The following is a 22512-nucleotide window of genomic DNA, read 5'->3' as shown; positions in this document are numbered from 1 at the left end:
GTGTAATACTCCCTGTACGGATTGTTTTAAGTCAGGCGGCGCGCAGCCGCGGTATTTCCTGGGCCGGACACCGGTCCATGATGACGGTCAGGCCCGCAGCCTGTGCGCGGGCGGCAGCGGCCTCGTCAATGACGCCAAGCTGCATCCACACGGTCTTTGCGCCAACGGCAATAGCCTCGTCCACGGTTTCGCCGGCTACGTCGGAGTTGCGGAAAATATCCACCATGTCGATGGGCACCGGCACGTCGGCGAGGGACGCCAGCACCGTGCGACCGTGAATCTCAACGCCTGCCTTCACCGGGTTCACCGGATAAACGTCAAATCCCTCGCCCAGCAAAAACGCCATGACGGAGTTGCTGGCGCGGTTGGGCTTGTCGCTTGCACCAACAAGGGCAATGGTTTTTGTCGTGTCAAAGATGGTTCGCAGCGCATCGTCTGAATAGGTGGGCATTGGCGAGCGGGTCCGTAGCTGTTGCTTGGTGCACACTTAACACGAGCACGGCAGGCGCTGTCTAACGATCTTCCCAGCTTGGGTCTCGCTTCTCAATGAAGGCGTTGATGCCTTCTTCGGCGTCGCGGGCCAGCATGTTCTGCACCATCACGCGGCCGGCAAATGTGTAGGCGTCGGCGAGGCCCATTTCCAGTTGGTCATAGAACGCCCGTTTGCCTATGGCGACGGTGTGGGATGATTTGCCGGCGATGCGTTTGGCCCATGCATTCACTTCGTCGTCCAGAACGGCGAGGGAGGTGCACTGGTTGATGAGGCCGAACTCGACGGCGCGCTTGGCGTCAATCATTTCGCCCAGCAGCAACATTTCCATGGCCTGCTTGCGCGGCACGTTGCGGGACAGAGCCACCATGGGGGTGGAGCAGAACAGGCCGATATTGACGCCGGGCGTTGCAAAATGTGCATCGGTGCTGGCCAGCGCCAGATCGCAGCTTGCAACAAGCTGGCACCCGGCGGCGGTGGCTATACCGTGCACGCGGGCGATCACCGGCTTGGGGCACTGGACGATGGCCTGCATCATGGCTGAGCAGCGGGTGACCAAGTCCTCGAAATAGGCCTTGCCGCCGTCAGCATCGGCACGGTGGGCGGTCATTTCCTTGAGGTCATGTCCGGCGCAAAAGGCGGGGCCTGCACCATCCAGAATGATGACGCGGGCGGCCGGGTCATCCGCGAGGCGGGTGATGGCGGCGTGAAGCTCGGAAATCAGCGCATCAGAAAGGCTATTTCGGGCTTTGGGCCGGTTGAGGGTGAGGCGGGCGATGCCATTTGCCTGATGTTCAATCAGTACCGGCTCATTGGTGGCTGGACTGGCAACTGGCTGGGACATTGGGGGCTCTCGATTTTTGCCGCGGTGTTAGGCGGTAAGTGTAAGCAGGGCAGCGGGTCGCGTCAGCATATTTGCTGTGTCCTTGCAGAGGGGCCAAATGGGGTTTTATAATACCGCAATTACAAGCTGCTGGTTTTATTACCACTTTTCGCCGCTAGATGATTGACAACGCGCAGCGACGGCATCATAAACCGCCCCACATTGAGGTTTCGCCGGGCAGCGCTGTCCGGCGCTTTGCATTTGGGGCCTGCGGTATGCGGGCTCTGTTTTACGGGACGACAAGAAGACCAATGAAAACCTTTACCGCCACCCCCTCGAATATCGAGAAAAAGTGGGTGCTTATTGACGCTGAAGGCCTGGTTGTGGGGCGCATGGCCGCTATCATCGCAACCCGCCTGCGCGGCAAGCACAAGCCCACGTTTACCCCGCACATGGATTGCGGCGACAACATTGTGGTCATCAACGCTGAAAAAGTGGCCCTGACCGGCAAAAAGATGACCGACAAGACCTATTACCGGCACACGGGCCATCCCGGCGGTATCAAGGAAACCAACCCGACGCGGGTTCTTGAGGGCAAAAACCCTGAAGACGTGGTCATCAAGGCGGTTCAGCGGATGCTGCCCGGCGGCCCGCTGTCGCGCCAGCAGATGTCCAACCTGAAGGTGTATGCGGGTGCCGAGCATCCCCATGAGGCACAAAAGCCCGAAGCACTGGATATTGCAGCGCTCAACTCCAAGAACACGCCGAGGGATTAATCAGCATGTCAGAATCAGAAACCCATTCCCTGGAAGACCTCGGCAACGCCATGAGCGAAGCTGTGACCGGCACGCCTGCGGCAGAGCCTGAAGCGCTTCCCGATCCCAAGATCGACGAGCTTGGCCGCTCTTATGCCACCGGCAAGCGCAAGGATGCGGTGGCCCGTGTCTGGATCAAGCGCGGCACCGGCGTCATCACCGTCAACGGCAAGGATCAGGAGCAGTATTTTGCCCGTCCCGTGCTGCGGATGCTGGTGAACCAGCCGCTGGCGGTCGCTGAGCGTGCGACCGAGTTTGACGTTTTTTGCACCGTCACCGGCGGTGGGCTGTCAGGCCAGGCGGGTGCTGTGCGTCACGGCATCTCCAAGGCGCTTATTCTCTATGAACCTGCACTGCGCAGTGTGCTCAAGGGCGGCGGCTTCCTGACCCGCGACAGCCGCGTGGTGGAACGCAAGAAGTATGGCCGCGCGAAAGCCCGCCGCAGCTTCCAGTTCTCCAAGCGCTAAGTCACCGATACGCGATTACGAAAAAGGGCGGTTCCTCGGAGCCGCCCTTTTTTGTTCTTGAAGCCTGCCTGGGCCATACACTCCATGCCTGTCCGTGACTTGATCGCGGAACCTGGGGACGATCTGGTTTCGCCGTGCTGTTTAGCACTGGGCCCCGCGGTCAAGCCGCGGGGAGGCAGTAGATTGAGCGGACGGCGCATGAGGCTGCGTCGGTTCCACCTCCGTTGCCTTTCCGCGACTTGATCGCGGAATCTAGGGGTAACTTGGTCGGGCCGTGCTTTTTCGCTCTGGGGGCCGCGGGGAGGCAAGAGGTGGCACGGGCGGGTGTTGGGGGCGCTCGCCGGTGATCCACAAGTCCGTAGTAGCCGTATGGCTATTGACTGTGCGGTAAAAAAGCGGCGTCGTGCAGGCCGGACACAAGATGTTGTGGTCACGACGGTCTCATCCGATTGCCGCACATACGCGCAACACCCCCGACACATGTCTTTGCGACAGGATGGACATCTCATGCCCCGGGTCTCAGCTGACACCGATGCCACACCGCACCGGTATCGCCCCATAGCGCCGCCGCGCGCCTCGCTTCTGCCGCTTGAGCTTCGGGTGATGGGCGAGGGTGCTGCTTTGGCCGCTGCGTGGCCATTGCTGGACCGCGCGCCCAACGGTGACGGGCATGGGGTGATTGTTGCCCCGGGTTTTTCTGCTGATGATGCGTCCACGCTGCCGCTGCGCCGTTTCCTCAAAAACCGGGGCTATCATACGCGCGGCTGGCGCAACGGGCGCAATGATGGCCCGACGCAGGCGAACCTTGATGCCATTGTGAACAACGCAAAGGATCTGGCAGGCCGCACCGGCGAGAAGGTGTCGCTCGTGGGGTGGAGCCTGGGCGGCTGCCTGGTGCGTGAAGCTGCCCGTGAAAACGCAGATCTTGTGCGCGGCGTCATCACCATGGGCAGTCCGTTTCAGGATGTACGGGCAAACTCCATAGGCGCGCTGTGGAATCTGTTGGCCTCGAAGGATCGTATCGAGGATAAAGAACGTACCGAAGCATTGGGCGCGCCCATTCCGGTGCCGGCGACAGCCATTTTTTCAAGCACCGACGCTATTGTGGCAGGCGATGCCTGTCGCGAGTTGCCCGGTGGGCAGCGGGAATCCATCGAGGTTTTTGCCAGCCATATGGGGCTGGGTGTCAATCCGCTGGTGTATTTCGCGGTTGCTGACCGCTTGGCGCAGAAAAGCGGCACCTGGCGGCATTTTGAGCCACCGCGTCTGATGCGTCGTCTGTATGAGGTGCATAGCTAGGCGAGTTGGTGTCGTTCCGACCTAACGTAGCAGCCCTACTGCCTGGCTGATTTCCTGGCCTGTATTTACCGCATGGTAGACGGGTACTGGTGCACGACGGAACAGGTCAATGTCCCGCTTGAGCCAATTTGTCTCTTCCAGAACAACCAGTGACCTGGACAGTGCCCGGTCGGTGATTGGCGTCAGTCCCGATTTGATGGCCGTGAAGCGTTTTGGCGTTGTGGTTAGCGCCAGAACAGGCACGGACCAGCTTCGACGAACCACGGCAAATGCGTTGTCATCGGGCACGGCCTTAACGATACGGCCTGCCATTGCAGCAGCTTTTTTGCCGGTGGCGGTCAAGCGGAATTCGGGTCTCAGCGGATGACCGTGGCCGGGATTTCGTTCAAGCATTCCAAGCTGCACGAGATGGTTTAGGCTCGATGTAAACGAGCTTCGGCTAGCACCGATGGCGGCGACCAATAAGGCTTGGCGCCCCGGCACACCTGCGTCCAGACAGGCCAGAATCTTTAACGACCAAGCCTTTGAGGTGATGTTGACAAGTAGTGGAATGTCCATGAATTATAGTTACTATATTTTCACTACATAGGTAAACGTCATGGCAACTGTTGAGTTGGATAACACGATTACGCTAGCCCTTTCGGTTCGCGACAGGGTTGCGAGTGTTGCCTGGTATCAAAAGCACCTTGGCTTCAAGTTGCTCTATCACGCGGATGATGCCGGTTGGAGCGAGATGAAGACACATACGCAGGGCGTCACGGTAGGCCTCGGCGAACAGTTGGAACCAACACCGGGAAACTGCGTGCCTGTATTTGGTGTGCCGGATATCTCGGTTGCACGCGCGGCCCTGGAGAACTCCGATGTGCGTTTCGACGGCGAAACCGAGACAATTGAGGGAATGGTCAGCACGGCCACCTTCTACGATCCCGATGGCAATGCACTGATGCTGGCGCAGGATCTGTCGAAGTAGTACCGCCAGGCTCCCAAGGGCCCCGCTAACCATTAGATGCGTGGAATGGCGGGTTCAACGGTCAGCCATGAAGTTCGGCCCTAGGCCAATGCGGGGAGGCGTGATAGACCGCGCTTCCCCGTTTTTGTTGGTGGTTTGAAGGGCCTCACACGGTATGGCACATACGGTTTTCATTGATGGCGAGGCTGGTACTACGGGCCTGCAGATCCGTGATCGGCTTGAGGCACGGCCCGATATTGAGGTCGTGTCGATTGACCCGGCACGGCGTAAGGATGCTGCGGCCCGCGCCGAGTTGCTGAACGGCTGTGACGCCTCCATTTTGTGCCTGCCTGATGATGCCGCGCGGGAAGCTGTGGCGCTGGTCACCAACCCTGACGTTCGCATTCTTGATGCGTCGTCTGCGCATCGGGTGGCCGACGGGTGGGTTTATGGCTTCCCCGAAATGGCACCCGGTCAGCGAGAGGCTATCCGCAAGGCCAAAAGGCTATCCGTTCCAGGGTGTTACCCGACCGGGTTCATAGCGCTGGTCAGGCCGCTGATTGATGCCGGTATTGTGCCGCCGTCATGGGCGGCAACCGTGTTTGGCGTGTCGGGATATTCAGGCGGTGGCAACGCGCTGATCGACCGCTACGAGAACACGAAGAACGACGCCTATATATCTGAGGGACATAGACTTTATGGGCTTGGTCTTAACCATAAACACCTGCCTGAAATGACGCATTTCACAGGGCTGGAGCGGGCGCCGTTGTTTGTGCCGGCAACCAGCCAGTTCAGGCAGGGAATGCTTGTTCAGGTGCCCCTGCATATGGCGCCCTCCAGTGAGACAATTTCATCGTTAATTCAGTGTCTTGAGCGGTTTTACTCAGGTGCACGGTTCGTCGATGTTGCGGCTTCCAGCGCTGCTCCGGCTGAGATGTTTGGTGAAGCGCTGGTGGGGACGAACATGCTGCGGATCAGCGTTTTTGGGCATGATGCCGCCGGTGGCCAGCCCGGACAGGCGCTGCTGGTGGCCGAGCTTGATAATCTGGGTAAGGGGGCTTCCGGTGCGGCAGTTCAGTGCCTCAACCTGATGCTGGGGCTTGATGAAACGGCTGGGCTGGCGGCGCTGTAAGGCCGGTCGCCAAAGCCTCACTGCAACACTTCGTTAAGCATTTGAGGGCAAGCCTTTTTGGCGTTGCTGTGGCTCGCCGGCCCGGCACGCAAAAAGATTGTTGTTTTTGCCAAGGTGTTGCTGCGCTTGAGCCATAATTTTGGTATCAAGGAGTTTGCGGGGGCTGACAGGCTGTATGGCTGGCAGCACAAGAGGAAAGAGATCCTCCTACATTGCGGGCGGATCGTGGGACATAAAGAGAGCTTCATGACCAAAACATCTGCCACGTTGGCACGTCCTATCTCATCAGGCCGGTCATCACGCCGTGCTGCGCCGATTGTGGCGGCGGCAGCTGCCATGATGCTGGCGGCCTGTTCGACGCTGCCTGACTGGACCAAGCCCTCTACGGTGTCGGATGCGATAACCGGGCAGTCGCCGGGTACGCCTACCAACCAGACAGTGGCTGCACAGCAGCAGGCGGCAGAAAACGCATCATCTGATGCGAGCTTTCCCTCCGCAGGGACCGTGCCGCAGGTTCCCGCCACCGGCGACGCAACTGACAAGCGTGATCTTGCAAACAGCCTGATGGCTGACCGTCAGCACGCGCGTTATTCCGGCGAAGCGCTGCGCGGCGGTACCGAGCCGCCGGCGTCTCCGCTCCCGTCGCGCCGTGCCGCTCCGCTGCCTGACCTGCCGCCCGTGGCCGCCGAAGCAACACCAGCGTCGCCTGTTGCGCAGGCCGGGGTCATTCCGGCTCCTGAAATCCCTGCCTATCGCGCGCCGACCCGTCGCATGGGCGACACTGACAGGACAACCCGTGAGGCTGTTGCTGAAGCAGCGCCCGCGGCGACACCCGCAGAAACTCAGGACGTGGAAGTTTCGACGCTTCCCGCACCTGCGCCGGTTGTTGCGCCTGCTCAAGCACCTGAAACAACCGCTGTTGTTGCCCCGGCCGTCGTCGCTGCGCCCGTGGCCGTTCAAACCCCGGCTGCAGCACCGCAGGCCACGGCCGCAGCGCGCCGTCCGGCCGTCCCGTCGCGGGCGGTTCCGACCTTCGTTGCAGAAGCTGATGCAGCGCGCGAGATCTCGTCCAATGCGCCTGCTGCTGTCGCGGCCCGCGTGCCGGTTACGCCGCCGCAGACAACTGACGCGCTTGGTTTTGCAACCTCCACCGCGCCACCGTTGCCTGCTGAAGTGCGGGCGCAGGTTCCTGCTGTCGTGTCAGCACGGTTTGAGGAAACCAGCGGTGTGGCAGCGCCGGTTTCTACCGTTTCTGCTCCAGCACCTTCGAGTGGTGACGGCGTGGTGATTGACTATGGTGCTATCGGCGCGGGTTCGCCGGTCCCGGACCCTTCAACCTATGAGCAGGGCTCAGCGCTTACATTGCCGGTTGGTCAGTTTGAAGCGCTTGAGTTTTCGGGCGCTGAGGGCGGTCCGTTTACGCCCGTTGCCGTCTATTTTGCTCACGGCTCTGCTGCGTTGACCGCAGAGGACCGGGAGCAGATCAGCGAAGTGGCGGCGCTTCACAAGAAGCGTGGCACCGGCACGGTGCGGGTTGTGGGCCATGCTTCCAGCCGTACGTCCAACCTGCCGGTCGATTCACATCTGCTGGTCAATTTCGATATGTCGATGGATCGGGCCAATGTCGTGGCCTCGGAATTGATGCGGCGTGGTGTCGATGCCTCTGATCTGGTGATCGAAGCCGTCGGCGACCGCACGCCGGTCTATTATGAGTCGATGCCAGCGGGCGAAGCCGGTAACCGGCGCACGGAAATATTTCTTGAGTAACGTGTAGCCGGTCCGACATCTTCCAGACTTTTCTCAAGGTTCACCGGCTTGCCGGGCCGCGTGTTTTTGCGCGAGGCCGGCAAGCTGTTGCCGTCGGCGCGCCGTGACCTCCCGTTGTCAGATGCGTCATATATCTGCTAATGCCGCTGGGCCTGCCGCGCGGGGTTTTAAGCCGCTGCTGCACCGGCCTGTGCACGAACCGGAACTTTCACAATGAGCCAAGATTTTCGCCAGGAATTTCACCGTATCCGACGGTTACCGCCGTATGTCTTTGAGGTCGTCAACAAGCTGAAAGCCGAAGCGCGGGCGCGGGGTGAGGACATCATCGACCTGGGCATGGGCAACCCCGATCTTCCAACGCCGCAGCACATCGTCGACAAGCTGGTTGAGACGGTTTCAAAGCCGCGTACCAACCGCTATTCGGCTTCAAAGGGCATTCCCGGTCTTCGCCGTGCGCAGGCGGCCTATTATGAGCGCCGGTTTGGTGTGACGCTTAATCCAAACACCGAGATTGTCGCGACGATCGGGTCAAAAGAGGGGTTTGCCAACCTCGCGCAGGCCATCACCGCGCCGGGCGATACGGTGCTGGTGCCAAACCCGACCTATCCCATCCATGCGTTTGGTTTCATTATTTCAGGGGCTGTCATTCGCCATGTGCCGATGGGCACGGAGGCTGAGTTCATGGCCGGGCTTGAGCGTGCCATGCGTCATTCGGTGCCCAAGCCGTCTGCGGTGGTGCTCAACTTCCCGTCCAATCCTACAGCCCAGGTTGTGGATCTCGACTTCTACGCAGAGATGGTGAAGTTCGCCCACAAGCACGACGTTTACCTGCTTTCTGATCTTGCTTATTCGGAAGTCTATTTTGATGACTGTCTGCCGCCGCCGTCCATTCTGCAGGTGCCCGGTGCCAAGGACGTGGCCATAGAGTTCACGTCATTGTCCAAGACCTATTCCATGCCGGGCTGGCGCATGGGCTTCGCGGTCGGCAACGAGCGTCTTGTGGCGGCGCTCACGCGCATCAAGTCATACCTGGATTACGGCGCGTTCACGCCTATTCAGGTCGCTGCCGCAACCGCTCTCAATGGCCCGCAGGATTGTGTGGACGAAATGCGGGCGATCTATCAGGTGCGCCGGGATGCGCTTGTGCAGTCCATGGCCCATGCCGGGTGGGATATTCCATCGCCGCCCGCCACCATGTTTGCGTGGGCGCCGCTGCCTGAAAAGTTCCGCGAGGGCGGCTCGCTGGAGTTCTCCAAGCTGTTGCTTGAACACGCCAAGGTGGCCGTCTCGCCAGGCATCGGTTTTGGTGAATATGGCGACGGGCATGTGCGTGTGGCGCTGGTGGAGAACGAACAGCGCATTCGCCAGGCGGCACGCAATGTGCGGCGTTTCATGCTGAACGCCGACGCTATTCTGGCCGGCGAAAGCCCCGACCTTCGCCTTGGTGACGAGGTGAGCGCGTAATGGCTTCAGGTTCCAAGAGCGACCAACCGCTGCGTATCGGCATTGCAGGCCTTGGCACGGTTGGTGGCGGCGTCGTGAAGGTTTTTGCTGCCCATGCAGCCCTTCTTGAGGCGCGTGCGGGTCGCCCTGTGGTCATCGCAGGTGTATCCGCGCGCAACCGTGTGCAGGACCGCGGGATTGATCTTGCGCCGTTCACCTGGTTTGACGACTGCCGCGACATGGCAACGTCGCCTGACATTGATGTTGTCATCGAACTGATCGGCGGGTCAGACGGCATAGCAAGGGAACTTGTCGAACTGGCGCTGGCCAACGGCAAGCATGTTGTGACTGCCAACAAGGCACTGCTGGCACATCATGGGGTGGCGCTTGCCACTGTTGCTGAAGCGAAGAGTGTGACGCTTGCCTATGAGGCGGCGGTTGCCGGGGGCATTCCGGTTATCAAGGGACTGCGCGAGGGACTTGCGGCAAATCGGGTAACGCGCATTGTCGCCATCCTCAACGGAACCTGTAATTTTGTGCTTGGGCTGATGGAAGACCAGGGCATGAGCTTTGCCGATGCTGTGCGCAAGGCGCAGGACGTTGGCTTTGCGGAGGCTGATCCGACAACCGATATTGGCGGGTTTGACGCCGCTCACAAGCTTGCCATTCTGGCGAGCATTGCATTCAGCACGCAGGTGAATGTGAGCGCGGTGGACACCACCGGCATTGAGTCCATCGAGGCGCAGGACATCAAGGCTGCGGCTGAGCTTGGCTACCGCATCAAGCTGCTGGGCGTCGCCACGAATGATGGCGGTGGCTGCAGTCAGCGTGTGCAGCCTGCACTTGTGCCCCTCAGTCATCCGCTGGCGTTTGTGAGCGGACCGGGCAACGCGGTGCGTCTTGAGGCTGATTTTGTAGGGTCGGTCGAGTTTGTCGGCCCGGGTGCCGGCGAAGGCCCCACGGCCTCGGCGGTTGTTGCGGATATTTCCGATATTGCGCGCGGGCTGGATGTGCCGACGTTCGGAGTTCGGGTTGGCGAACTCAGCAAACCGGCAGTCTCTGCCATTGATGAAACCCCCGCAGCGTTTTATCTGCGGATGGAAATGGCCGACGAAAAAGGCACGGTCGCGGCTATGAGCCGTCTGCTGGCCGATAATGACATTTCCATTGAAACCATGATTCAACGCCCTGCGAAGGGTCATTCGCCCGGCGACATCATGCCGGTGATTGTTGTTACCTATCCGGCAAACCCCAAGGCGCTATTTGCGGCAGTTCGTGCTATTGAGGGGGCGAACATTCTTGCCCGCCTGCCGCACGTGATCCGCATCGAATCACTGTAATAACGTGGCGCAGCAGGGGGGCCGCGCCAATCCATTTCCCGTTCCGGTTGTTGCCGGATGATACGTAATTTGTACGAAAGATTGCATCGACCATGAGCAAGGCCACGCCGCAGGAAAAATCACTGGATTCGCTGCTTCACCGCGAACTGACCCTTGAACTGGTACGGGTGACAGAGAGGGCGGCTGTTGCAGCATCCCGGCTGCGCGGGCGCGGCGATGAAAAAGCCGCTGACCAGGCCGCCGTGGACGCCATGCGGCGCGAACTCAACGCGCTGGATATTGATGGCACCGTGGTGATTGGTGAAGGCGAACGCGACGAAGCACCGATGCTGTATATCGGTGAGGAAGTCGGCACCAAGAAGGGCCCGCGCGTGGACATTGCGCTGGACCCGCTTGAAGGCACAACACTATGCGCCAAGTGTATGCCCAATTCGCTGGCAACCATCGCCATGGCGGAAGGCGGCAGCCTGCTCAACGCGCCTGACGTTTATATGGAAAAAATCGCCATTGGCGGCGGCTATGCGGAGGGTCTGGTGGACCTTGACGCGGATCCCAAGGACAATGTGCTGAAGCTGGCGCAGGCAAAGGGTGTGGACCCGTCGCAGATCACCGTATGTATTCTTGATCGCCCGCGTCATGCGCATCTCATTAAGTCAGTACGCGATGCAGGTGCGAGTGTAACGCTGATCCCCGATGGAGACATTGCGGGCGTCATTCATACAGCAGAACCCAACACCGGCATTGATATGTATATCGGCACTGGTGGTGCTCCTGAGGGTGTGCTGGCGGCAGCCGCCCTGCGCTGCATTGGCGGGCAGATACAGGCGCGTTTGGTGTTCCGTGACGCCGAAGAACGCCGCCGCGCGGAACGCATCGGCTATTCAGATTTCGACCGCAAATACACCACCAACGAACTGGCATCGGGCGACGTATTGTTTGCCGCCACCGGCGTAACCGACGGCACCATGCTGGATGGCATCAAGTGGGACCGTGATAAAGTGACAACCCACACCGTTGTCATGCGTTCGTCCACCGGCACCGTTCGGTACATCAAGGCACAGCACAGCTATCTTGCAAAGTTCCGCTAGACCCGCAGATGAAAGCGACACCGCAGCACCGCTTTTGGGTGTTGCACAGTCCTTTGCGGGCCGAAGCTGGCACCTGCGGCACGCTGATGAGCGTATGGTGCAGGCCATTGTCCAGGCTCATGGGCTGGACCTGTTCCTGGCCCGGGTGCTGGCAGCACGCGGCGTAACCGAGCAAACAGTGCCGGTCTATTTGTCGCCCACATTGCGCGACCTGTTGCCGAACCCTTCCACCTTCACCGACATGGACAAGGCGGCTGAACGGCTGGCGGATGCAGTTATCGCTAACGAAGCTGTTGCTGTTTTTGGTGATTATGACGTGGACGGAGCAACCTCCAGTGCCCTGCTGGAGCGCTACTTGCGTGCGCTTGGCGCGATGCCACGTATCTATATTCCTGACCGGATCAAGGAAGGGTATGGGCCCAACGCCGTTGCCATGCGGTTGCTGGCTGAAGAAGGGGCACGCGTCGTCATCACCGTTGATTGCGGCACCATGGCGCATGAGGCGCTGGGTGTCGCCCGCGAGGCGGGGCTTGATGTGCTGGTGATTGACCACCACAAGGCCAGCCCGCAGCTTCCGCCTGCGTGGGCTGTGGTCAATCCCAACCGACTGGATTGTGTCTCCGGGCAGGGGCAGCTTGCTGCTGTGGGTGTTGCGTTCATGCTGGCGGTTGCCACCAATCGCGCGTTGCGGCAGCGCAGCTATTTTTCTGATCGGCGGCCTGAACCCAATCTCACGCAGTGGCTTGATCTTGTGGCCCTTGGCACGGTTTGCGATGTGGTGCCGCTCACGGGGGTCAATCGGGCCTTTGTCACGCAGGGGCTGAGGGTCATGCAGGCCCAGGGCAATGTCGGATTGCGGGCGCTTGGGGCGGTTGCCAGGATGGATGGCCATCCATCGCCGTATCACGCGGGGTTTTTGTTGGGACCGCGCGTGAATGCGGGCGGACGCATTGGGGCCTCCGGTCTTGGAGCCAAATTATTGGCAACCGATGACGCAGACGAAGCAACCCGCATTGCCGAGCGGCTGGATGTGCTGAACGCGGAACGTCGCGCCATTGAAGCTGATGTGCTGGACCATGCCCTGGGTATTGTCGAGCGCGACGGGCTGGCGGATCGCGCTGTGAGCGTTGTGGCAGGTGATGGATGGCACCCTGGTGTTATCGGCATTGTGGCAGCGCGCATAAAAGAGCGCACAAACAAGCCGGCGATTGTTATCGGGCTGGACGAAAAAGGCATGGGAAAAGGCTCCGGTCGCTCTGTCGCCGGTGTTGATCTGGGAGCGGGGGTTGTGCGCGCTCTTGAGGCCGGGCTGCTTGTGAATGGTGGCGGACACGCCATGGCGGCCGGGCTGACCATTGCAGCGGGCGCGCTTGACGCCTTCGCCGACTACATTGAGCGTGATCTGGCCGCTGAGGTTCAATCTGCGCTCACCCATTCAGGGCTGACGCTGGATGGTGCCGTATCGTGTGGCGGGGCCACCGCGCAGCTTGTGGACCTGATTGCGCAGGCAGGGCCCTATGGCTCCGGCAATCCCGAGCCACGAATCGCTGTTGCGGATGCCCGCGTGGCGTTTGCTGATGTGGTAGGCACGGGCCATGTGCGCGTTACCCTCAAGGGCGAGAGCGGCAAAAACCTTAAAGCCGTGGCCTTTCGCAGTGCGGACCGACCGCTGGGGCAGGCGCTTTTGAATGCACAGGACCAGCGTATTCATGTGGCGGGACGTCTCAAGCGTGATACCTGGCGTGGGGGAGAGGCCGTTGAGCTGCATATCGAGGATGCCGCACCGGCAGCATGAGAGTGATTGCAGTCACCGGCTGATAAACCGGCTGATAAAAAGTCGCACAAATTGCCTGATTTAGGGATGGATTAGGCTTGAACGTGACGGGGAGGCGGTGTACCACCTGCACCGCATCAGTTATGCGCACCGCGTTTGCAGGGGTTTGCCCAAAAGCGCACATTGTGCGCCCTTCGTCTATCGGTTAGGACGCCAGGTTTTCAACCTGGAAAGAGGGGTTCGACTCCCCTAGGGCGTACCATTTCTTCACACGTTTGCATGACACTGCCGGTTGACCTGAAACCGGCGAACAGCATGTGTGATGCAAAACCCTATACCCGATAGAAAAATCGACCTGTCAGCGTATGGCACGGCCATCGCCATGTCTGATGCGCCGGATCGGCTGATCGCGTTTTTGATGGCCTATGAAGCCGCGCGGGGAAACAAAACGGTACCGCGCCGCAGTGACCTCAATCTGCGCCAGATGGCCTCGCTGCTGCCTGACCTGACAATCATGGAGCGCATTGCGCCGGGCAACGTTGTTTATCGGCTGATGGGAACGTCTGTTGCGCATCGTCTTGGTACGGACCTGACCGGCCACAACTTCATTGAATATCTGGATGCTACAGAGCGGCTTCGGATCGACGAATGTATTGCGCTCGTGGCTGACAGGCCGTGCGGCACTTTTTCAGTATATGAGAATACATACGCTTCCGGTGCGCATGTGAGGGCGGAAACCATCACCCTGCCGCTGGACAGTGGTTCAGGGTGCGCCCCCTACCTGGTGTTGGGGCTGCACAGCGCACAGGCCATTATGAGCTATGACGTGGCACAGCAGGGGTCGGTCATTGGCACATGCTGGCGCGATGGTGTGGTACTTGATCTTGGCTTTGGCGTCCCTGAACAGTCGGTTTTGGACCGTTTGAAAACCACACCATGACTGCATTGCCTGTACACACTGCCTACTCGGCAGGGGATTGGTCCTGCGTCAGGCTTGCGACAATATCAATCGAGATGGTGACATCCAGCGACACCGTATTGCCGGTCAGAAAATCGCCCTGTCCGACGCCAAAATCGGTTCGCGTGATGGTTACAGCGCCTGTTGCCTTCGTGCCTTCGTCGGTTTGCGCAAGAGTGAACGGCAGGGTAATGGGGTTTGTCTGGTCGCGGATGGTGAGGTCTGCGTCCATCTCAAAAGTGTTGCCGCCTGTCTGGCGGAATGCAGTACTGACAAGTGTTGCCTGCGGATGGGCCTCAGTGGCAAACCAATCTGGTCCTGCGAGGGCGCTGTCGCGGCTGCTGTCGCCGGTATCGGCTGTCGCGGTTTGAATGGTGACGGACACAGTCGCGTTTTCAAGGTCGGTTTCGTCAAAGGTGATGTCGGCTGACCACTCACCAAATGTTCCGCTGACTGGGCTGCCCAGCACGGCCGTTTCAAAGCCCAGGGTGCTGGCGTCGTCATTGATGGTCCACTGAGCCGCCCCGGCTGGCAGAGCGAGCAACAATGCTCCGGCAAGTGTCACGGTTGCTGCAACTGATCGGATGACGGCGATGTTCATCTATGGGTCCTAACGTTGGGCTGACTGCTCATGGGCCTTGCGTTCCTGATAGGCACGTTGCGACACCGGCAGCATTTTGAGCAATACCGTGTCGTGCAACTTGATGTGATGATAGAGCGCGGCCCCCACATGGGCGAGGAACAGCAGCAACATTCCGTCTGCAAACAACGCGTGCAGATCCTCAAAGGTGCCTTCGAGCGCCTGTTTGTCCGGTGATGTGGCAATGAACTCCATATGGGGCACGGTAAACAGGCCGAATACGACCGTGGGCACATTGAAGCTGGAGGCTGAGACCATGGCCCACCCGGCAAGTGGCGCGGCCAGCAGCAGAGTGTAGAAACCCCAATGGGTGGCTTTGGCCGCCAGCACCTGCCAGCGCGGCATTCCCGGTGGCAGGGCGGGGCGCGGGTTTGCAATTCGCCAGATCAGCCGCAGCACTGTCAGGACAAGCACGGTGATACCAAACGACTTGTGCAGTTGATAAAGCTCGAACTGTTGCAGCGACGGTTTCATGTCCACCATGAAAGTGCCGACGCCATAGAGTCCGATCACGGCAAATGCAATGAGCCAATGCAGTGTGATGGCAACAACGCCGTAGCGCTCCTGTGAGTTGGTCAAGGGACGGACCATGGGCGTATCTCTCCTGCAGGGGCTAAGGTGCGTGCGCGCTGGTGTGCCAAAAAACCGGCGTCCAGTTGCGGGCACGGTCAATGCCGCTTAGGTAGTCGGCACGGGGCACGCGCGCGCGAATGGCGGATGCAAGGTCAGGGTCCAGTGCATGTCCGCTGCCAATGCGCAGGCGCAGGGCGTTGTTCTCATACAAATAGAGCCACATTGCGGCGTCGGCGTGAGGGAGGTAAGCCGTGCCTTCTTCCGCATAGAGCCGCAGGTGTGTTGCCTGCGCGTCAGCAAGCCCCGCATTGGCAGCGCGGTTGATCCAGTCAAGACCTGAAGTACGATCGCCGGTCTCAAGCAGGCACAAGCCCAGAATGTGCTGTGCCTTTTCGTAGCCGCGACCGCGATTTGCCATCCGCGTGAGATCGTCTATCGCCTCGGTGCACCGACCATCGCGGGCAAGCTCGAAGGGTGTCCAGTAGCGGCCGGTGCTGTCGGTCTCTTTCGCCACCTGTTCCACTTGTCGGCGTCGCACAACCTGAGCGCCGGATTCGCGCGGTTCGGGTGTTTGTGCGTGAGCGGGTGCCGCCCCTGAAAATGCTGTTCCGGTGGCACCGTTCAGCAAAGCTGCAAGCCCGATAACAACAATGATGGCGGTGGTAATGCGGATCACGCGATGGGTTTCCTACCAGTGGCCAATATTTTCCATTGATGCCCACGGCTCAAGCGGAGGTTTGGGCGGGCCTTTTTGCAGCAGTTCAACAGAGATATTGTCCGGCGAGCGCACAAACGCCATGCGGCCGTCGCGGGGTGGTCGGTTGATGGTTACGCCGGCGTTCTCCAGCTTCTGGCAGGCGGCGTAAATATCCTCCACCTCATAGGCAAGGTGGCCAAAGTTGCGGCCTTCGCCCATCTCTTCATCGTCCCAGTTATGGGTCAGTTCAATCTGCGCTGTGTGGTCGCCGGGGGCCGCCAGAAATACCAGTGTAAAACGGCCGTCTTCAACATCGAAGCGGCCAAGCTGTTCAAGGCCCAGATGATCGCAATAAAACGCCAGCGACGCATCCAGATTGCGGACGCGGACCATTGTGTGAAGATATTTCATGATTTGTTTTCCGGACCTGTGCGTGGCCAATGGGGTGGTATGTTTTGTAAGATGATCGCCTAACCGGTTCGCAGGGTCAAAGAGCACACCAGAGGGTACTACATGACGACGCCGCTCAAACAGCTTGTGGATGAGGCCCGTCAGGTAGTGGTGTTTACCGGCGCCGGTATTTCCACCGAATCCGGCATCCCCGATTTTCGCAGTCCCGGCGGTCTGTGGACACAAAACAAGCCCATTTACTTTCAGGACTTCATGGCGTCTGAAGAAACCCGCATCGAAGCATGGCGGCGCAAGTTCAATATGGACGATGCGTTTGCGAAAGCCCGGCCCAACGCTGGCCACATGGCGATTGCGCGGCTGGTTCAGCAGGGCAAGGTTTCTGCCGTGATTACCCAGAACATCGACAATCTGCATCAGGAGTCAGGCATTCCCGCTGACAAGGTCATTGAGCTGCACGGCAACACGACCTATGCCAAATGTCTGGACTGCGGCAGCCGTCACGAGCTTGAGTTTGTGCGCGCGGCGTTTGGTGAGGTGAATGCGCCACCGCCCTGTCGTGCGTGTGGGGGTATTCTGAAAACAGCCACCATCTCCTTTGGGCAGTCGATGCCGCAGGGTGAGATGATGCGGGCGGAAGCTGAAACGCTTGGCTGCGATCTGTTTATTGCGGTTGGGTCATCGCTCGTCGTGTATCCGGCAGCGGGGTTTCCCATCATTGCCAAGCAAAATGGCTCCGGGCTGGTCATCATCAACCGTGAACCGACCGAAATGGATGAGATAGCGGATCTTGTAGTGAACGATGAAGCCGGTGCCACGCTTGCCGCGCTCGTGCCGTAAAACCAGGCCCCGTTTGGCGTCAATTCTGCTGCAGAAACGACGTCAAAGGTATCTGCATTTCAGTGGCATCGCGGGGCGTGGTTGCAAAACAGGCTACGGGCAGAAAAGTTTTCGGGTCAAAGATGGTTCGCGCTTCAAGAACACCGAGTTTGAGTTTGCTCTCAACGTCCTTGCGCGGTCGCAGTGGAACATCGGTTCTGCGGGCCACCAGCACATAGCGGTCATGGATGCCCTCTTCGTTGCCCAGCGGCATGAGGATTTGTTCCAGAGTCATGTGGGCGCCGGTCTTGCGCTTGTAGGTGCGCAACGAGTGGCTGAGATAGTGATCTGGAAAAATCAGGTCGTAGAAGGGGTGAAGTTCAGCAAGTTCTTCAGGCGGGTAGATGTCCGCGACATCCATGCCGGTTGCGTCAAACCCATAGGCCTCAACCAGACCTGTGCCCAAGAGCGTTACCTTGTGGCCCCCCTCAGGGGTGCGCCTGAAAATGCTGACATGAGGCAGATAGGGTTTCATCTCGAATGGTCCGAACTCATGAACCGTTGGATAAAGCGCGTTCCCGCGTACCTTCATCCATGTTGTGAGGGCAAGTCGAATATCCGCGTGACGGATCAGCGGTTCGCTCATGCCCAGCCTCCCGATGCGGCGATCACCTGGCCGGTGAAAAACCCGCCGTCATCACTGGCCAGCTGCGCCACCATACCGGCCACTTCTTCCGGGCGGCCGAGGCGACCAAGCGGCACGTTTTTCAGAATCTTTGCAGCCCTGTCCGGATCAGCCATCAACTCCGGGGGAAAATAATCCGGGTTGGCCACAAAATTGGGGGCAATGGCGTTGACCTGAATGTTGAAGGCCGCAAGTTCTTTGGCCATGGCCTTGGTGGCGGCGTTCATGGCCCCGCGTGCAGCGCAATACATGGCGTAGTTCGGCAGGCCGTTGAGGGGGGCGGCGGAGGTAAGGAAAATGATTTTTCCCTCACCCCGCGGCTTCATACGTTTGGCGACGGCGCGGGCGAAGGCGAAGGGTTTGAACACCAGCGCCTCAAAGGTTTCGTGCAGCGCGACGCTCTCAATCTCGTCCACAGTGGCGCGAATGGCGGGCCAGGCATCGTTGCTGGCCAGCAGGTCGATCTTGCCATGCAGGCTTTCAACGTGCATGGCAACGTCTTCCGCGCCCTGGTGCTCAAGGGCTGTGATGCCGGGCGCCAGCGCTTCAAAGGCCACGCGCTTTTCGGCGTCATCAAAGGCCGGGTCAACGGCGTATACCGCATAGCCATCGGTTGCCAGCCGGGTAGCAATCGCATCGCCGACAAAATGCGTTGCATCGGTGAGGATGGCTGCTTTGGGGTTGGTCATGTTGAAAAGCCTTGGCGTTAAACAGGTTCTTGGGCAGGTTAGCGACAACACTATCGAAGACAAGTTAAAGACGCAGCAGGGAGCGACAGCATGGCGGCTTGGTGGCAGGGGGCAGTGGTCTATCAGATTTATCCACGCAGCTATCTGGATACGGATGGCGACGGGATTGGTGATCTGGAAGGTATCCGCCGCAAGCTGGATTATGTCGCGTCTCTGGGCGTTGACGCTGTGTGGCTGTCGCCGATCTATCCCTCGCCCAACGAAGACTATGGCTATGACGTGGCTGACTACATGGATGTGGATGCGGCCATGGGCGGCATGGCAGCATTTGACCGGCTATTGGAGGAAGCCCACGCGCGCGGCCTGAAAGTCATTCTGGATCAGGTGTTGAGCCATACCTCGGATCAGCATCCGTGGTTTGTCGAAAGTTTTGCGTCGAAGGACAGTGCTAAATCGGACTGGTATGTGTGGGCCAAAGCCAGGGCTGACGGGACGCCACCCAACAACTGGCTGGCAGCGTTTGGCGGTGCGTCCTGGTCGTGGAGCCCGTTACGCCAGCAGTACTATTTCCACCAGTTTTTGCGCACCCAGCCCAAGCTCAATTTCCATAACCCGGACGTGGTTGATGCGGTGCTTGATGTGCTGCGGTTCTGGCTCGACAAGGGGGTGGACGGGTTCAGGCTCGATGTCGCCAACTCGTTCGTGCATGACGCCACGCTTGCGGACAACACTGCGGTGCCGATGGAGGACCGGGGTTTTGGAACATGGGCCCACCCGCCACGCCATCAGCACCACGACAAGGACTGGAACCAGCCTGAGAACGTCAAAATCATGGAACGCATCCGCTCGCTGGTGGACAGCTACGAGGACCGGCTGGTGTTTGGCGAGTTCGCGGGCGACGACAAGATATTAGGTCAATATGCCGGTGGTGATGATCGTCTGCATACGGCCTATACATTTACCCTGCTTGAGGCCGGCTCGCTCGAACGTTCTGTGTTCGACACTTACTATTCCAAAATTGCCGGGCCGGTTGAGGATCTGTTTCCGTGTGTCACGTTCTCCAACCATGACGTGGCACGCCCGGTTACGCGATGGGCGAAGGGGCGCGACAAGGAACAGGTGGCAAAGCTGGGCATGGCGTTGCTCATGTGTCTGCGCGGCACGGCCTTGATGTATCAGGGTGAGGAACTTGGCCTTGATGATATCGAGACAACCCGTGAGCAGGTGCGTGACCCGTTCGGCAAACTTTATTTCCCCTATTTCAAGGGCCGGGACGGCTGTCGCTCGCCGATGCCGTGGCAACCGGACCAGCTGTTTGCCGGTTTTTCCGCAGTAGAACCCTGGCTGCCACTGGGACCAGACCATGCGGCGCGGTCAGTCGCGGCTCAGCAGGCGCGCACATCGTCAGTGCTGGCATTTTCAAAACAGGTGATCGGCCTGCGCAAGGAACGGGCTGCCTTGCGGCTTGGTGATATTACGCTGCTTGAAACAAATGATGACGTGCTGGCATTTACCCGCACGCTTGACGGGCAAAGCATTGTCTGTGTGTTCAATTTCTCCGATGAGCCTGCAAGCGTGGACACTAATCAGCAGGCGGCCCCACTTCTGACATTGGGTGATGCTGAGTATGACAGCGGTAAAATTACCGTCGGCCCGCTTGGTGTTTTTGTAGGTACCTGATCGGCTAGATGTAGCTGACCAGCAGCATCACCACCAACAGGATTGAGACCCACAATACGCCGATGCCGGTACCCCAGGTGCCTGCAATGTTGGTTTGCGGTCCGGCGGCCTTGAACATGTTGGTGAACAGGCCGGTAATGCGGGCATTGAGGAAGTTCTGCCAGCCGGTATAGGCCGCAGTGGTTACACCCATGACACCGCTTACAATGGCCGGGCCAACGCGGCGGTAGAGCCAGTCCACATCAATGAGGGCAGAGGCTTCGTCCTTTGGCAGCAGGCCCCATGCGCGGGCCGCGGCAAACACCAGAAGCGAGAAGGCCAGTCCCTGCATGTGCAGTACCAGCGCGCCTGCGTTGAAGGCCAGAGTGTCGAGGTAGGGCATGAAGCCGATCGTGAGGCAGCCGATGACGGCCAGCCCCATGGCAATGCGCATATGCAGGGGAGCTTCATCGGGTGCGTGGTCGGCGCGGGCTGTGCCGAAGAAAGCCGCGGCGGGGACGCGCAACCCTGCGTGTGCCCATACGCCTGCCACACCAAACAGCACAAGCGCTGCGATGAGCGGGCCGCTTTGTGCCCAGATGGAAAATACAAGACCCGGCACGGCACTTCCGCCCGCCAGAATGGGAAGACCAGCTATTGATAGACCGCCGATCACGGCGAAACCTGCGGTCCACGGCATGGTTGCGGCCAGCCCGCCAAGCGATGATGCTGCGGCAGTGCCGGTGCGAAACAGCACGGCTCCGGTTGCCATGAACATCAGCAGGAAGCCGAAGATATTTGCTACAGCAAGCGTGGTGGCGGCAGACAGCGCTGTGGGCGTGCCGATGCCGATGGCGGTTACTACCAGGCCGATCTGGCTGATGAGGCCGTAGCACAGGATGCGGCGCAGATCGTCGGCAAGCAGGGCCAGCATGATGGGGAACGCAATCATCACGGCGCCGATCACCGTCAGCGCATATTCGCCGGGCAGGAAGATCATTAGCGCATAGACGGCTGTGGTGATGGAAAAGACGCTGAGAATGACCGTGCCACCCGGCGTTGACTCCGGGTAGGCGTCGGTCAGCCACGCGTGCAGCACAGGGAAGGCGGCTTTGATGCCGAGCGCTGCAATAAGGTACAGGCCGGCGGTGGTGCCAAGGTCGCCGGTGAAGAACGCAATACTGCCCGTGACTTTGTAGGTCAGCAGGAAGGCTTCCAGCAGCAGAACACCGGCCAGAATGTTGGCGACGGCGAAGCGCATACCAGCGCCCAGCGAACGGCTGGTGCCACCAGCCCAGACGAGGAAGGCGGCGGCGACCGAGGCAATTTCAAAAAATACAAAGAAACTGGGCAGGTCACCTGCCAGCACGGCTCCGGTGGCACAGCCTGTGTAAAACAGGCCGGACGCAACAGGCAGGCCCGCGCGTTCATGCCAGTTGAATACGCCGACAACGATGGCGGCGACGAGAAAGCTGACGGCGAAGGCGAAGTTTGTTTCAGCGATACTGAACGTCGTGATGGTCACGTCCATGAAAACGAATGTGCCACCGGGGCCTGCAGGGAGGGCCAGCAGGTGAATGAGGCCAAGCACGGGTGCCAGCACCGCCGTCACGGCGCGGGCAGGGCGTGGCATGAGCGTTGCGGCCAGGCCCAACACAATGAGAATGAGGCCGGGCGATATGCCGTTGAGCAGTCCGCCAAAAATATCTGGAGCTATGCTCATCATGCGTCATCCCCGGACGCGTAATATCCGGCGCGGCGGCGGAGCAAAAAGCGCAATGGCCATGACAGAACGACAGCCACAAGTGCGGCGAAGAAGGCAGCCAATGCTGCACCTGCGGGTATGTCAGCGATAAACGGTGTGTCGGGTATTGGCAGGACGAGGCCCGCCACCAGCAGCACCGCGCACAGGATTGAAATGAACACCAGCATGTGGCCGTCCGCCCGCGGTGTAAGCGCCCATGACCAGAAGCCTGATTTTTTGTCTGACATTTGCT

The 22512-nt window shown here is 59.7% G+C and carries 24 protein-coding genes and 1 tRNA gene; 14 read left to right on the top strand and 11 right to left on the bottom strand.

Features of this window, described 5'->3' with window-relative positions:
• Positions 1–31: 31 nt before the first annotated feature.
• The gene (locus tag RIB87_RS02500; protein ID WP_350143153.1) at positions 32–451 is read right to left on the bottom strand and encodes a CoA-binding protein; all 420 of its coding nucleotides are present in this window, start codon (positions 449–451) and stop codon (positions 32–34) included.
• 61 nt (positions 452–512) lie between these two features.
• Positions 513–1334 (bottom strand): enoyl-CoA hydratase, encoded by an 822-nt coding sequence (locus RIB87_RS02495; RefSeq protein WP_350143151.1) that lies wholly within the window; start codon positions 1332–1334, stop codon positions 513–515.
• A 290-nt stretch (positions 1335–1624) separates the two neighbouring features.
• Between RIB87_RS02495 and rplM the strand changes: the two genes are divergently transcribed.
• The 3 genes from rplM to RIB87_RS02480 all read left to right on the top strand — a co-directional run bounded on the left by rplM (position 1625) and on the right by RIB87_RS02480 (position 3894).
• Positions 1625–2089, top strand: coding sequence for a 50S ribosomal protein L13 (rplM, locus tag RIB87_RS02490; RefSeq protein WP_350143149.1), 465 nt, complete (start codon positions 1625–1627; stop codon positions 2087–2089).
• Positions 2090–2094: 5 nt separating this feature from the next.
• Complete coding sequence (gene rpsI, locus RIB87_RS02485; RefSeq protein ID WP_350143147.1) at positions 2095–2595, top strand: 30S ribosomal protein S9; 501 nt, start codon at positions 2095–2097, stop codon at positions 2593–2595.
• 507 nt (positions 2596–3102) lie between these two features.
• The gene (locus tag RIB87_RS02480) at positions 3103–3894 is read left to right on the top strand and encodes an esterase/lipase family protein (protein WP_350143145.1); all 792 of its coding nucleotides are present in this window, start codon (positions 3103–3105) and stop codon (positions 3892–3894) included.
• A 21-nt stretch (positions 3895–3915) separates the two neighbouring features.
• On the opposite strand, the gene RIB87_RS02475 is transcribed toward RIB87_RS02480, so the two are convergent.
• Complete coding sequence (locus RIB87_RS02475; protein ID WP_350143143.1) at positions 3916–4452, bottom strand: winged helix-turn-helix transcriptional regulator; 537 nt, start codon at positions 4450–4452, stop codon at positions 3916–3918.
• A 40-nt stretch (positions 4453–4492) separates the two neighbouring features.
• Here RIB87_RS02475 and RIB87_RS02470 point away from each other — a divergent pair, with 40 nt between their 5' ends.
• From RIB87_RS02470 to RIB87_RS02430, 9 genes are all read left to right on the top strand, one after another.
• Entirely contained in the window at positions 4493–4864 is a 372-nt protein-coding gene (locus RIB87_RS02470) for a VOC family protein (RefSeq protein WP_350143141.1), read from the top strand.
• Positions 4865–5018: 154 nt separating this feature from the next.
• Positions 5019–5975: an N-acetyl-gamma-glutamyl-phosphate reductase gene (argC, locus tag RIB87_RS02465; protein WP_350143139.1), complete on the top strand. Its 957-nt coding sequence runs from the start codon at positions 5019–5021 to the stop codon at positions 5973–5975.
• Between the two features lie 246 nt (positions 5976–6221).
• Complete coding sequence (locus RIB87_RS02460) at positions 6222–7742, top strand: OmpA family protein (protein WP_350143137.1); 1521 nt, start codon at positions 6222–6224, stop codon at positions 7740–7742.
• Between the two features lie 213 nt (positions 7743–7955).
• The gene (locus RIB87_RS02455; RefSeq protein ID WP_350143135.1) at positions 7956–9206 is read left to right on the top strand and encodes an LL-diaminopimelate aminotransferase; all 1251 of its coding nucleotides are present in this window, start codon (positions 7956–7958) and stop codon (positions 9204–9206) included.
• Entirely contained in the window at positions 9206–10525 is a 1320-nt protein-coding gene (locus RIB87_RS02450) for a homoserine dehydrogenase (RefSeq protein ID WP_350143133.1), read from the top strand. The genes RIB87_RS02455 and RIB87_RS02450 overlap by 1 nt, the downstream gene beginning before the upstream one ends.
• Positions 10526–10617: 92 nt before the next feature.
• Entirely contained in the window at positions 10618–11613 is a 996-nt protein-coding gene (glpX, locus tag RIB87_RS02445) for a class II fructose-bisphosphatase (protein ID WP_350143131.1), read from the top strand.
• Positions 11597–13408, top strand: coding sequence for a single-stranded-DNA-specific exonuclease RecJ (recJ, locus tag RIB87_RS02440; RefSeq protein ID WP_350143129.1), 1812 nt, complete (start codon positions 11597–11599; stop codon positions 13406–13408). The genes glpX and recJ overlap by 17 nt, the downstream gene beginning before the upstream one ends.
• 166 nt (positions 13409–13574) lie before the next feature.
• Positions 13575–13649 (top strand) — tRNA-Glu (locus RIB87_RS02435).
• 60 nt (positions 13650–13709) lie between these two features.
• A complete protein-coding gene (locus tag RIB87_RS02430) occupies positions 13710–14327 on the top strand; it encodes a PAS domain-containing protein (RefSeq protein ID WP_350143127.1) in 618 nt (205 codons plus the stop codon).
• 22 nt (positions 14328–14349) lie between these two features.
• On the opposite strand, the gene RIB87_RS02425 is transcribed toward RIB87_RS02430, so the two are convergent.
• From RIB87_RS02425 to RIB87_RS02410, 4 genes are read right to left on the bottom strand one after another with little or no spacing between them, the layout of a single operon-like run.
• On the bottom strand, positions 14350–14946 hold the full coding sequence (locus RIB87_RS02425; RefSeq protein ID WP_350143125.1) for a YceI family protein: 597 nt from the start codon (positions 14944–14946) through the stop codon (positions 14350–14352).
• 9 nt (positions 14947–14955) lie between these two features.
• Positions 14956–15576 (bottom strand): cytochrome b, encoded by a 621-nt coding sequence (locus RIB87_RS02420; protein ID WP_350143123.1) that lies wholly within the window; start codon positions 15574–15576, stop codon positions 14956–14958.
• A gap of 22 nt (positions 15577–15598) precedes the next feature.
• Positions 15599–16234 carry a hypothetical protein gene (locus RIB87_RS02415; RefSeq protein ID WP_350143121.1) on the bottom strand — a complete coding sequence of 212 codons (636 nt, stop codon included), beginning with the start codon at positions 16232–16234 and terminating at the stop codon, positions 15599–15601.
• A gap of 12 nt (positions 16235–16246) precedes the next feature.
• On the bottom strand, positions 16247–16666 hold the full coding sequence (locus RIB87_RS02410; protein ID WP_350143119.1) for a VOC family protein: 420 nt from the start codon (positions 16664–16666) through the stop codon (positions 16247–16249).
• 102 nt (positions 16667–16768) lie between these two features.
• Here RIB87_RS02410 and RIB87_RS02405 point away from each other — a divergent pair, with 102 nt between their 5' ends.
• Entirely contained in the window at positions 16769–17503 is a 735-nt protein-coding gene (locus RIB87_RS02405; RefSeq protein ID WP_350143117.1) for an SIR2 family NAD-dependent protein deacylase, read from the top strand.
• A 19-nt stretch (positions 17504–17522) separates the two neighbouring features.
• Here the strand turns inward: RIB87_RS02405 and RIB87_RS02400 are convergent, their stop codons facing one another.
• Both RIB87_RS02400 and RIB87_RS02395 read right to left on the bottom strand, forming a co-directional pair.
• Entirely contained in the window at positions 17523–18128 is a 606-nt protein-coding gene (locus tag RIB87_RS02400; RefSeq protein ID WP_350143115.1) for a PAS domain-containing protein, read from the bottom strand.
• The gene (locus RIB87_RS02395) at positions 18125–18856 is read right to left on the bottom strand and encodes an SDR family oxidoreductase (protein WP_350143113.1); all 732 of its coding nucleotides are present in this window, start codon (positions 18854–18856) and stop codon (positions 18125–18127) included. The genes RIB87_RS02400 and RIB87_RS02395 overlap by 4 nt, the downstream gene beginning before the upstream one ends.
• A gap of 90 nt (positions 18857–18946) precedes the next feature.
• Here RIB87_RS02395 and RIB87_RS02390 point away from each other — a divergent pair, with 90 nt between their 5' ends.
• Positions 18947–20536 (top strand): alpha-glucosidase family protein, encoded by a 1590-nt coding sequence (locus tag RIB87_RS02390; RefSeq protein WP_350143111.1) that lies wholly within the window; start codon positions 18947–18949, stop codon positions 20534–20536.
• Between the two features lie 4 nt (positions 20537–20540).
• On the opposite strand, the gene RIB87_RS02385 is transcribed toward RIB87_RS02390, so the two are convergent.
• The gene (locus tag RIB87_RS02385) at positions 20541–22238 is read right to left on the bottom strand and encodes a proton-conducting transporter transmembrane domain-containing protein (protein WP_350143109.1); all 1698 of its coding nucleotides are present in this window, start codon (positions 22236–22238) and stop codon (positions 20541–20543) included.
• On the bottom strand, positions 22238–22507 hold the full coding sequence (locus RIB87_RS02380) for a hypothetical protein (RefSeq protein ID WP_350143107.1): 270 nt from the start codon (positions 22505–22507) through the stop codon (positions 22238–22240). Before RIB87_RS02380 ends, RIB87_RS02385 begins: the two co-directional genes overlap by 1 nt.
• Positions 22508–22512: the final 5 nt, after the last annotated feature.

It is taken from the genome of Pyruvatibacter sp., assembly GCF_040219635.1.
Lineage (GTDB): Bacteria > Pseudomonadota > Alphaproteobacteria > CGMCC-115125 > CGMCC-115125 > Pyruvatibacter.
Note: the sequence above shows the minus strand (reverse complement) of the source record. Positions and strands in the feature narration are given on the sequence as shown.

Coding starts and splice junctions, on each gene's coding strand:
- RIB87_RS02500 (WP_350143153.1), bottom strand. CDS start 451: ATGCCCACCTATTCAGACGATGCGCTGCGAACCATCTTTGACACGACA.
- RIB87_RS02425 (WP_350143125.1), bottom strand. CDS start 14,946: ATGAACATCGCCGTCATCCGATCAGTTGCAGCAACCGTGACACTTGCC.
- RIB87_RS02400 (WP_350143115.1), bottom strand. CDS start 18,128: ATGAGCGAACCGCTGATCCGTCACGCGGATATTCGACTTGCCCTCACA.
- rpsI (WP_350143147.1), top strand. CDS start 2,095: ATGTCAGAATCAGAAACCCATTCCCTGGAAGACCTCGGCAACGCCATG.
- RIB87_RS02455 (WP_350143135.1), top strand. CDS start 7,956: ATGAGCCAAGATTTTCGCCAGGAATTTCACCGTATCCGACGGTTACCG.
- RIB87_RS02380 (WP_350143107.1), bottom strand. CDS start 22,507: ATGTCAGACAAAAAATCAGGCTTCTGGTCATGGGCGCTTACACCGCGG.
- RIB87_RS02410 (WP_350143119.1), bottom strand. CDS start 16,666: ATGAAATATCTTCACACAATGGTCCGCGTCCGCAATCTGGATGCGTCG.
- RIB87_RS02385 (WP_350143109.1), bottom strand. CDS start 22,238: ATGAGCATAGCTCCAGATATTTTTGGCGGACTGCTCAACGGCATATCG.
- argC (WP_350143139.1), top strand. CDS start 5,019: ATGGCACATACGGTTTTCATTGATGGCGAGGCTGGTACTACGGGCCTG.
- RIB87_RS02390 (WP_350143111.1), top strand. CDS start 18,947: ATGGCGGCTTGGTGGCAGGGGGCAGTGGTCTATCAGATTTATCCACGC.
- RIB87_RS02460 (WP_350143137.1), top strand. CDS start 6,222: ATGACCAAAACATCTGCCACGTTGGCACGTCCTATCTCATCAGGCCGG.
- RIB87_RS02470 (WP_350143141.1), top strand. CDS start 4,493: ATGGCAACTGTTGAGTTGGATAACACGATTACGCTAGCCCTTTCGGTT.
- RIB87_RS02405 (WP_350143117.1), top strand. CDS start 16,769: ATGACGACGCCGCTCAAACAGCTTGTGGATGAGGCCCGTCAGGTAGTG.
- RIB87_RS02495 (WP_350143151.1), bottom strand. CDS start 1,334: ATGTCCCAGCCAGTTGCCAGTCCAGCCACCAATGAGCCGGTACTGATT.
- RIB87_RS02395 (WP_350143113.1), bottom strand. CDS start 18,856: ATGACCAACCCCAAAGCAGCCATCCTCACCGATGCAACGCATTTTGTC.
- glpX (WP_350143131.1), top strand. CDS start 10,618: ATGAGCAAGGCCACGCCGCAGGAAAAATCACTGGATTCGCTGCTTCAC.
- RIB87_RS02475 (WP_350143143.1), bottom strand. CDS start 4,452: ATGGACATTCCACTACTTGTCAACATCACCTCAAAGGCTTGGTCGTTA.
- rplM (WP_350143149.1), top strand. CDS start 1,625: ATGAAAACCTTTACCGCCACCCCCTCGAATATCGAGAAAAAGTGGGTG.
- RIB87_RS02480 (WP_350143145.1), top strand. CDS start 3,103: ATGCCCCGGGTCTCAGCTGACACCGATGCCACACCGCACCGGTATCGC.
- RIB87_RS02430 (WP_350143127.1), top strand. CDS start 13,710: ATGCAAAACCCTATACCCGATAGAAAAATCGACCTGTCAGCGTATGGC.
- RIB87_RS02420 (WP_350143123.1), bottom strand. CDS start 15,576: ATGGTCCGTCCCTTGACCAACTCACAGGAGCGCTACGGCGTTGTTGCC.
- RIB87_RS02450 (WP_350143133.1), top strand. CDS start 9,206: ATGGCTTCAGGTTCCAAGAGCGACCAACCGCTGCGTATCGGCATTGCA.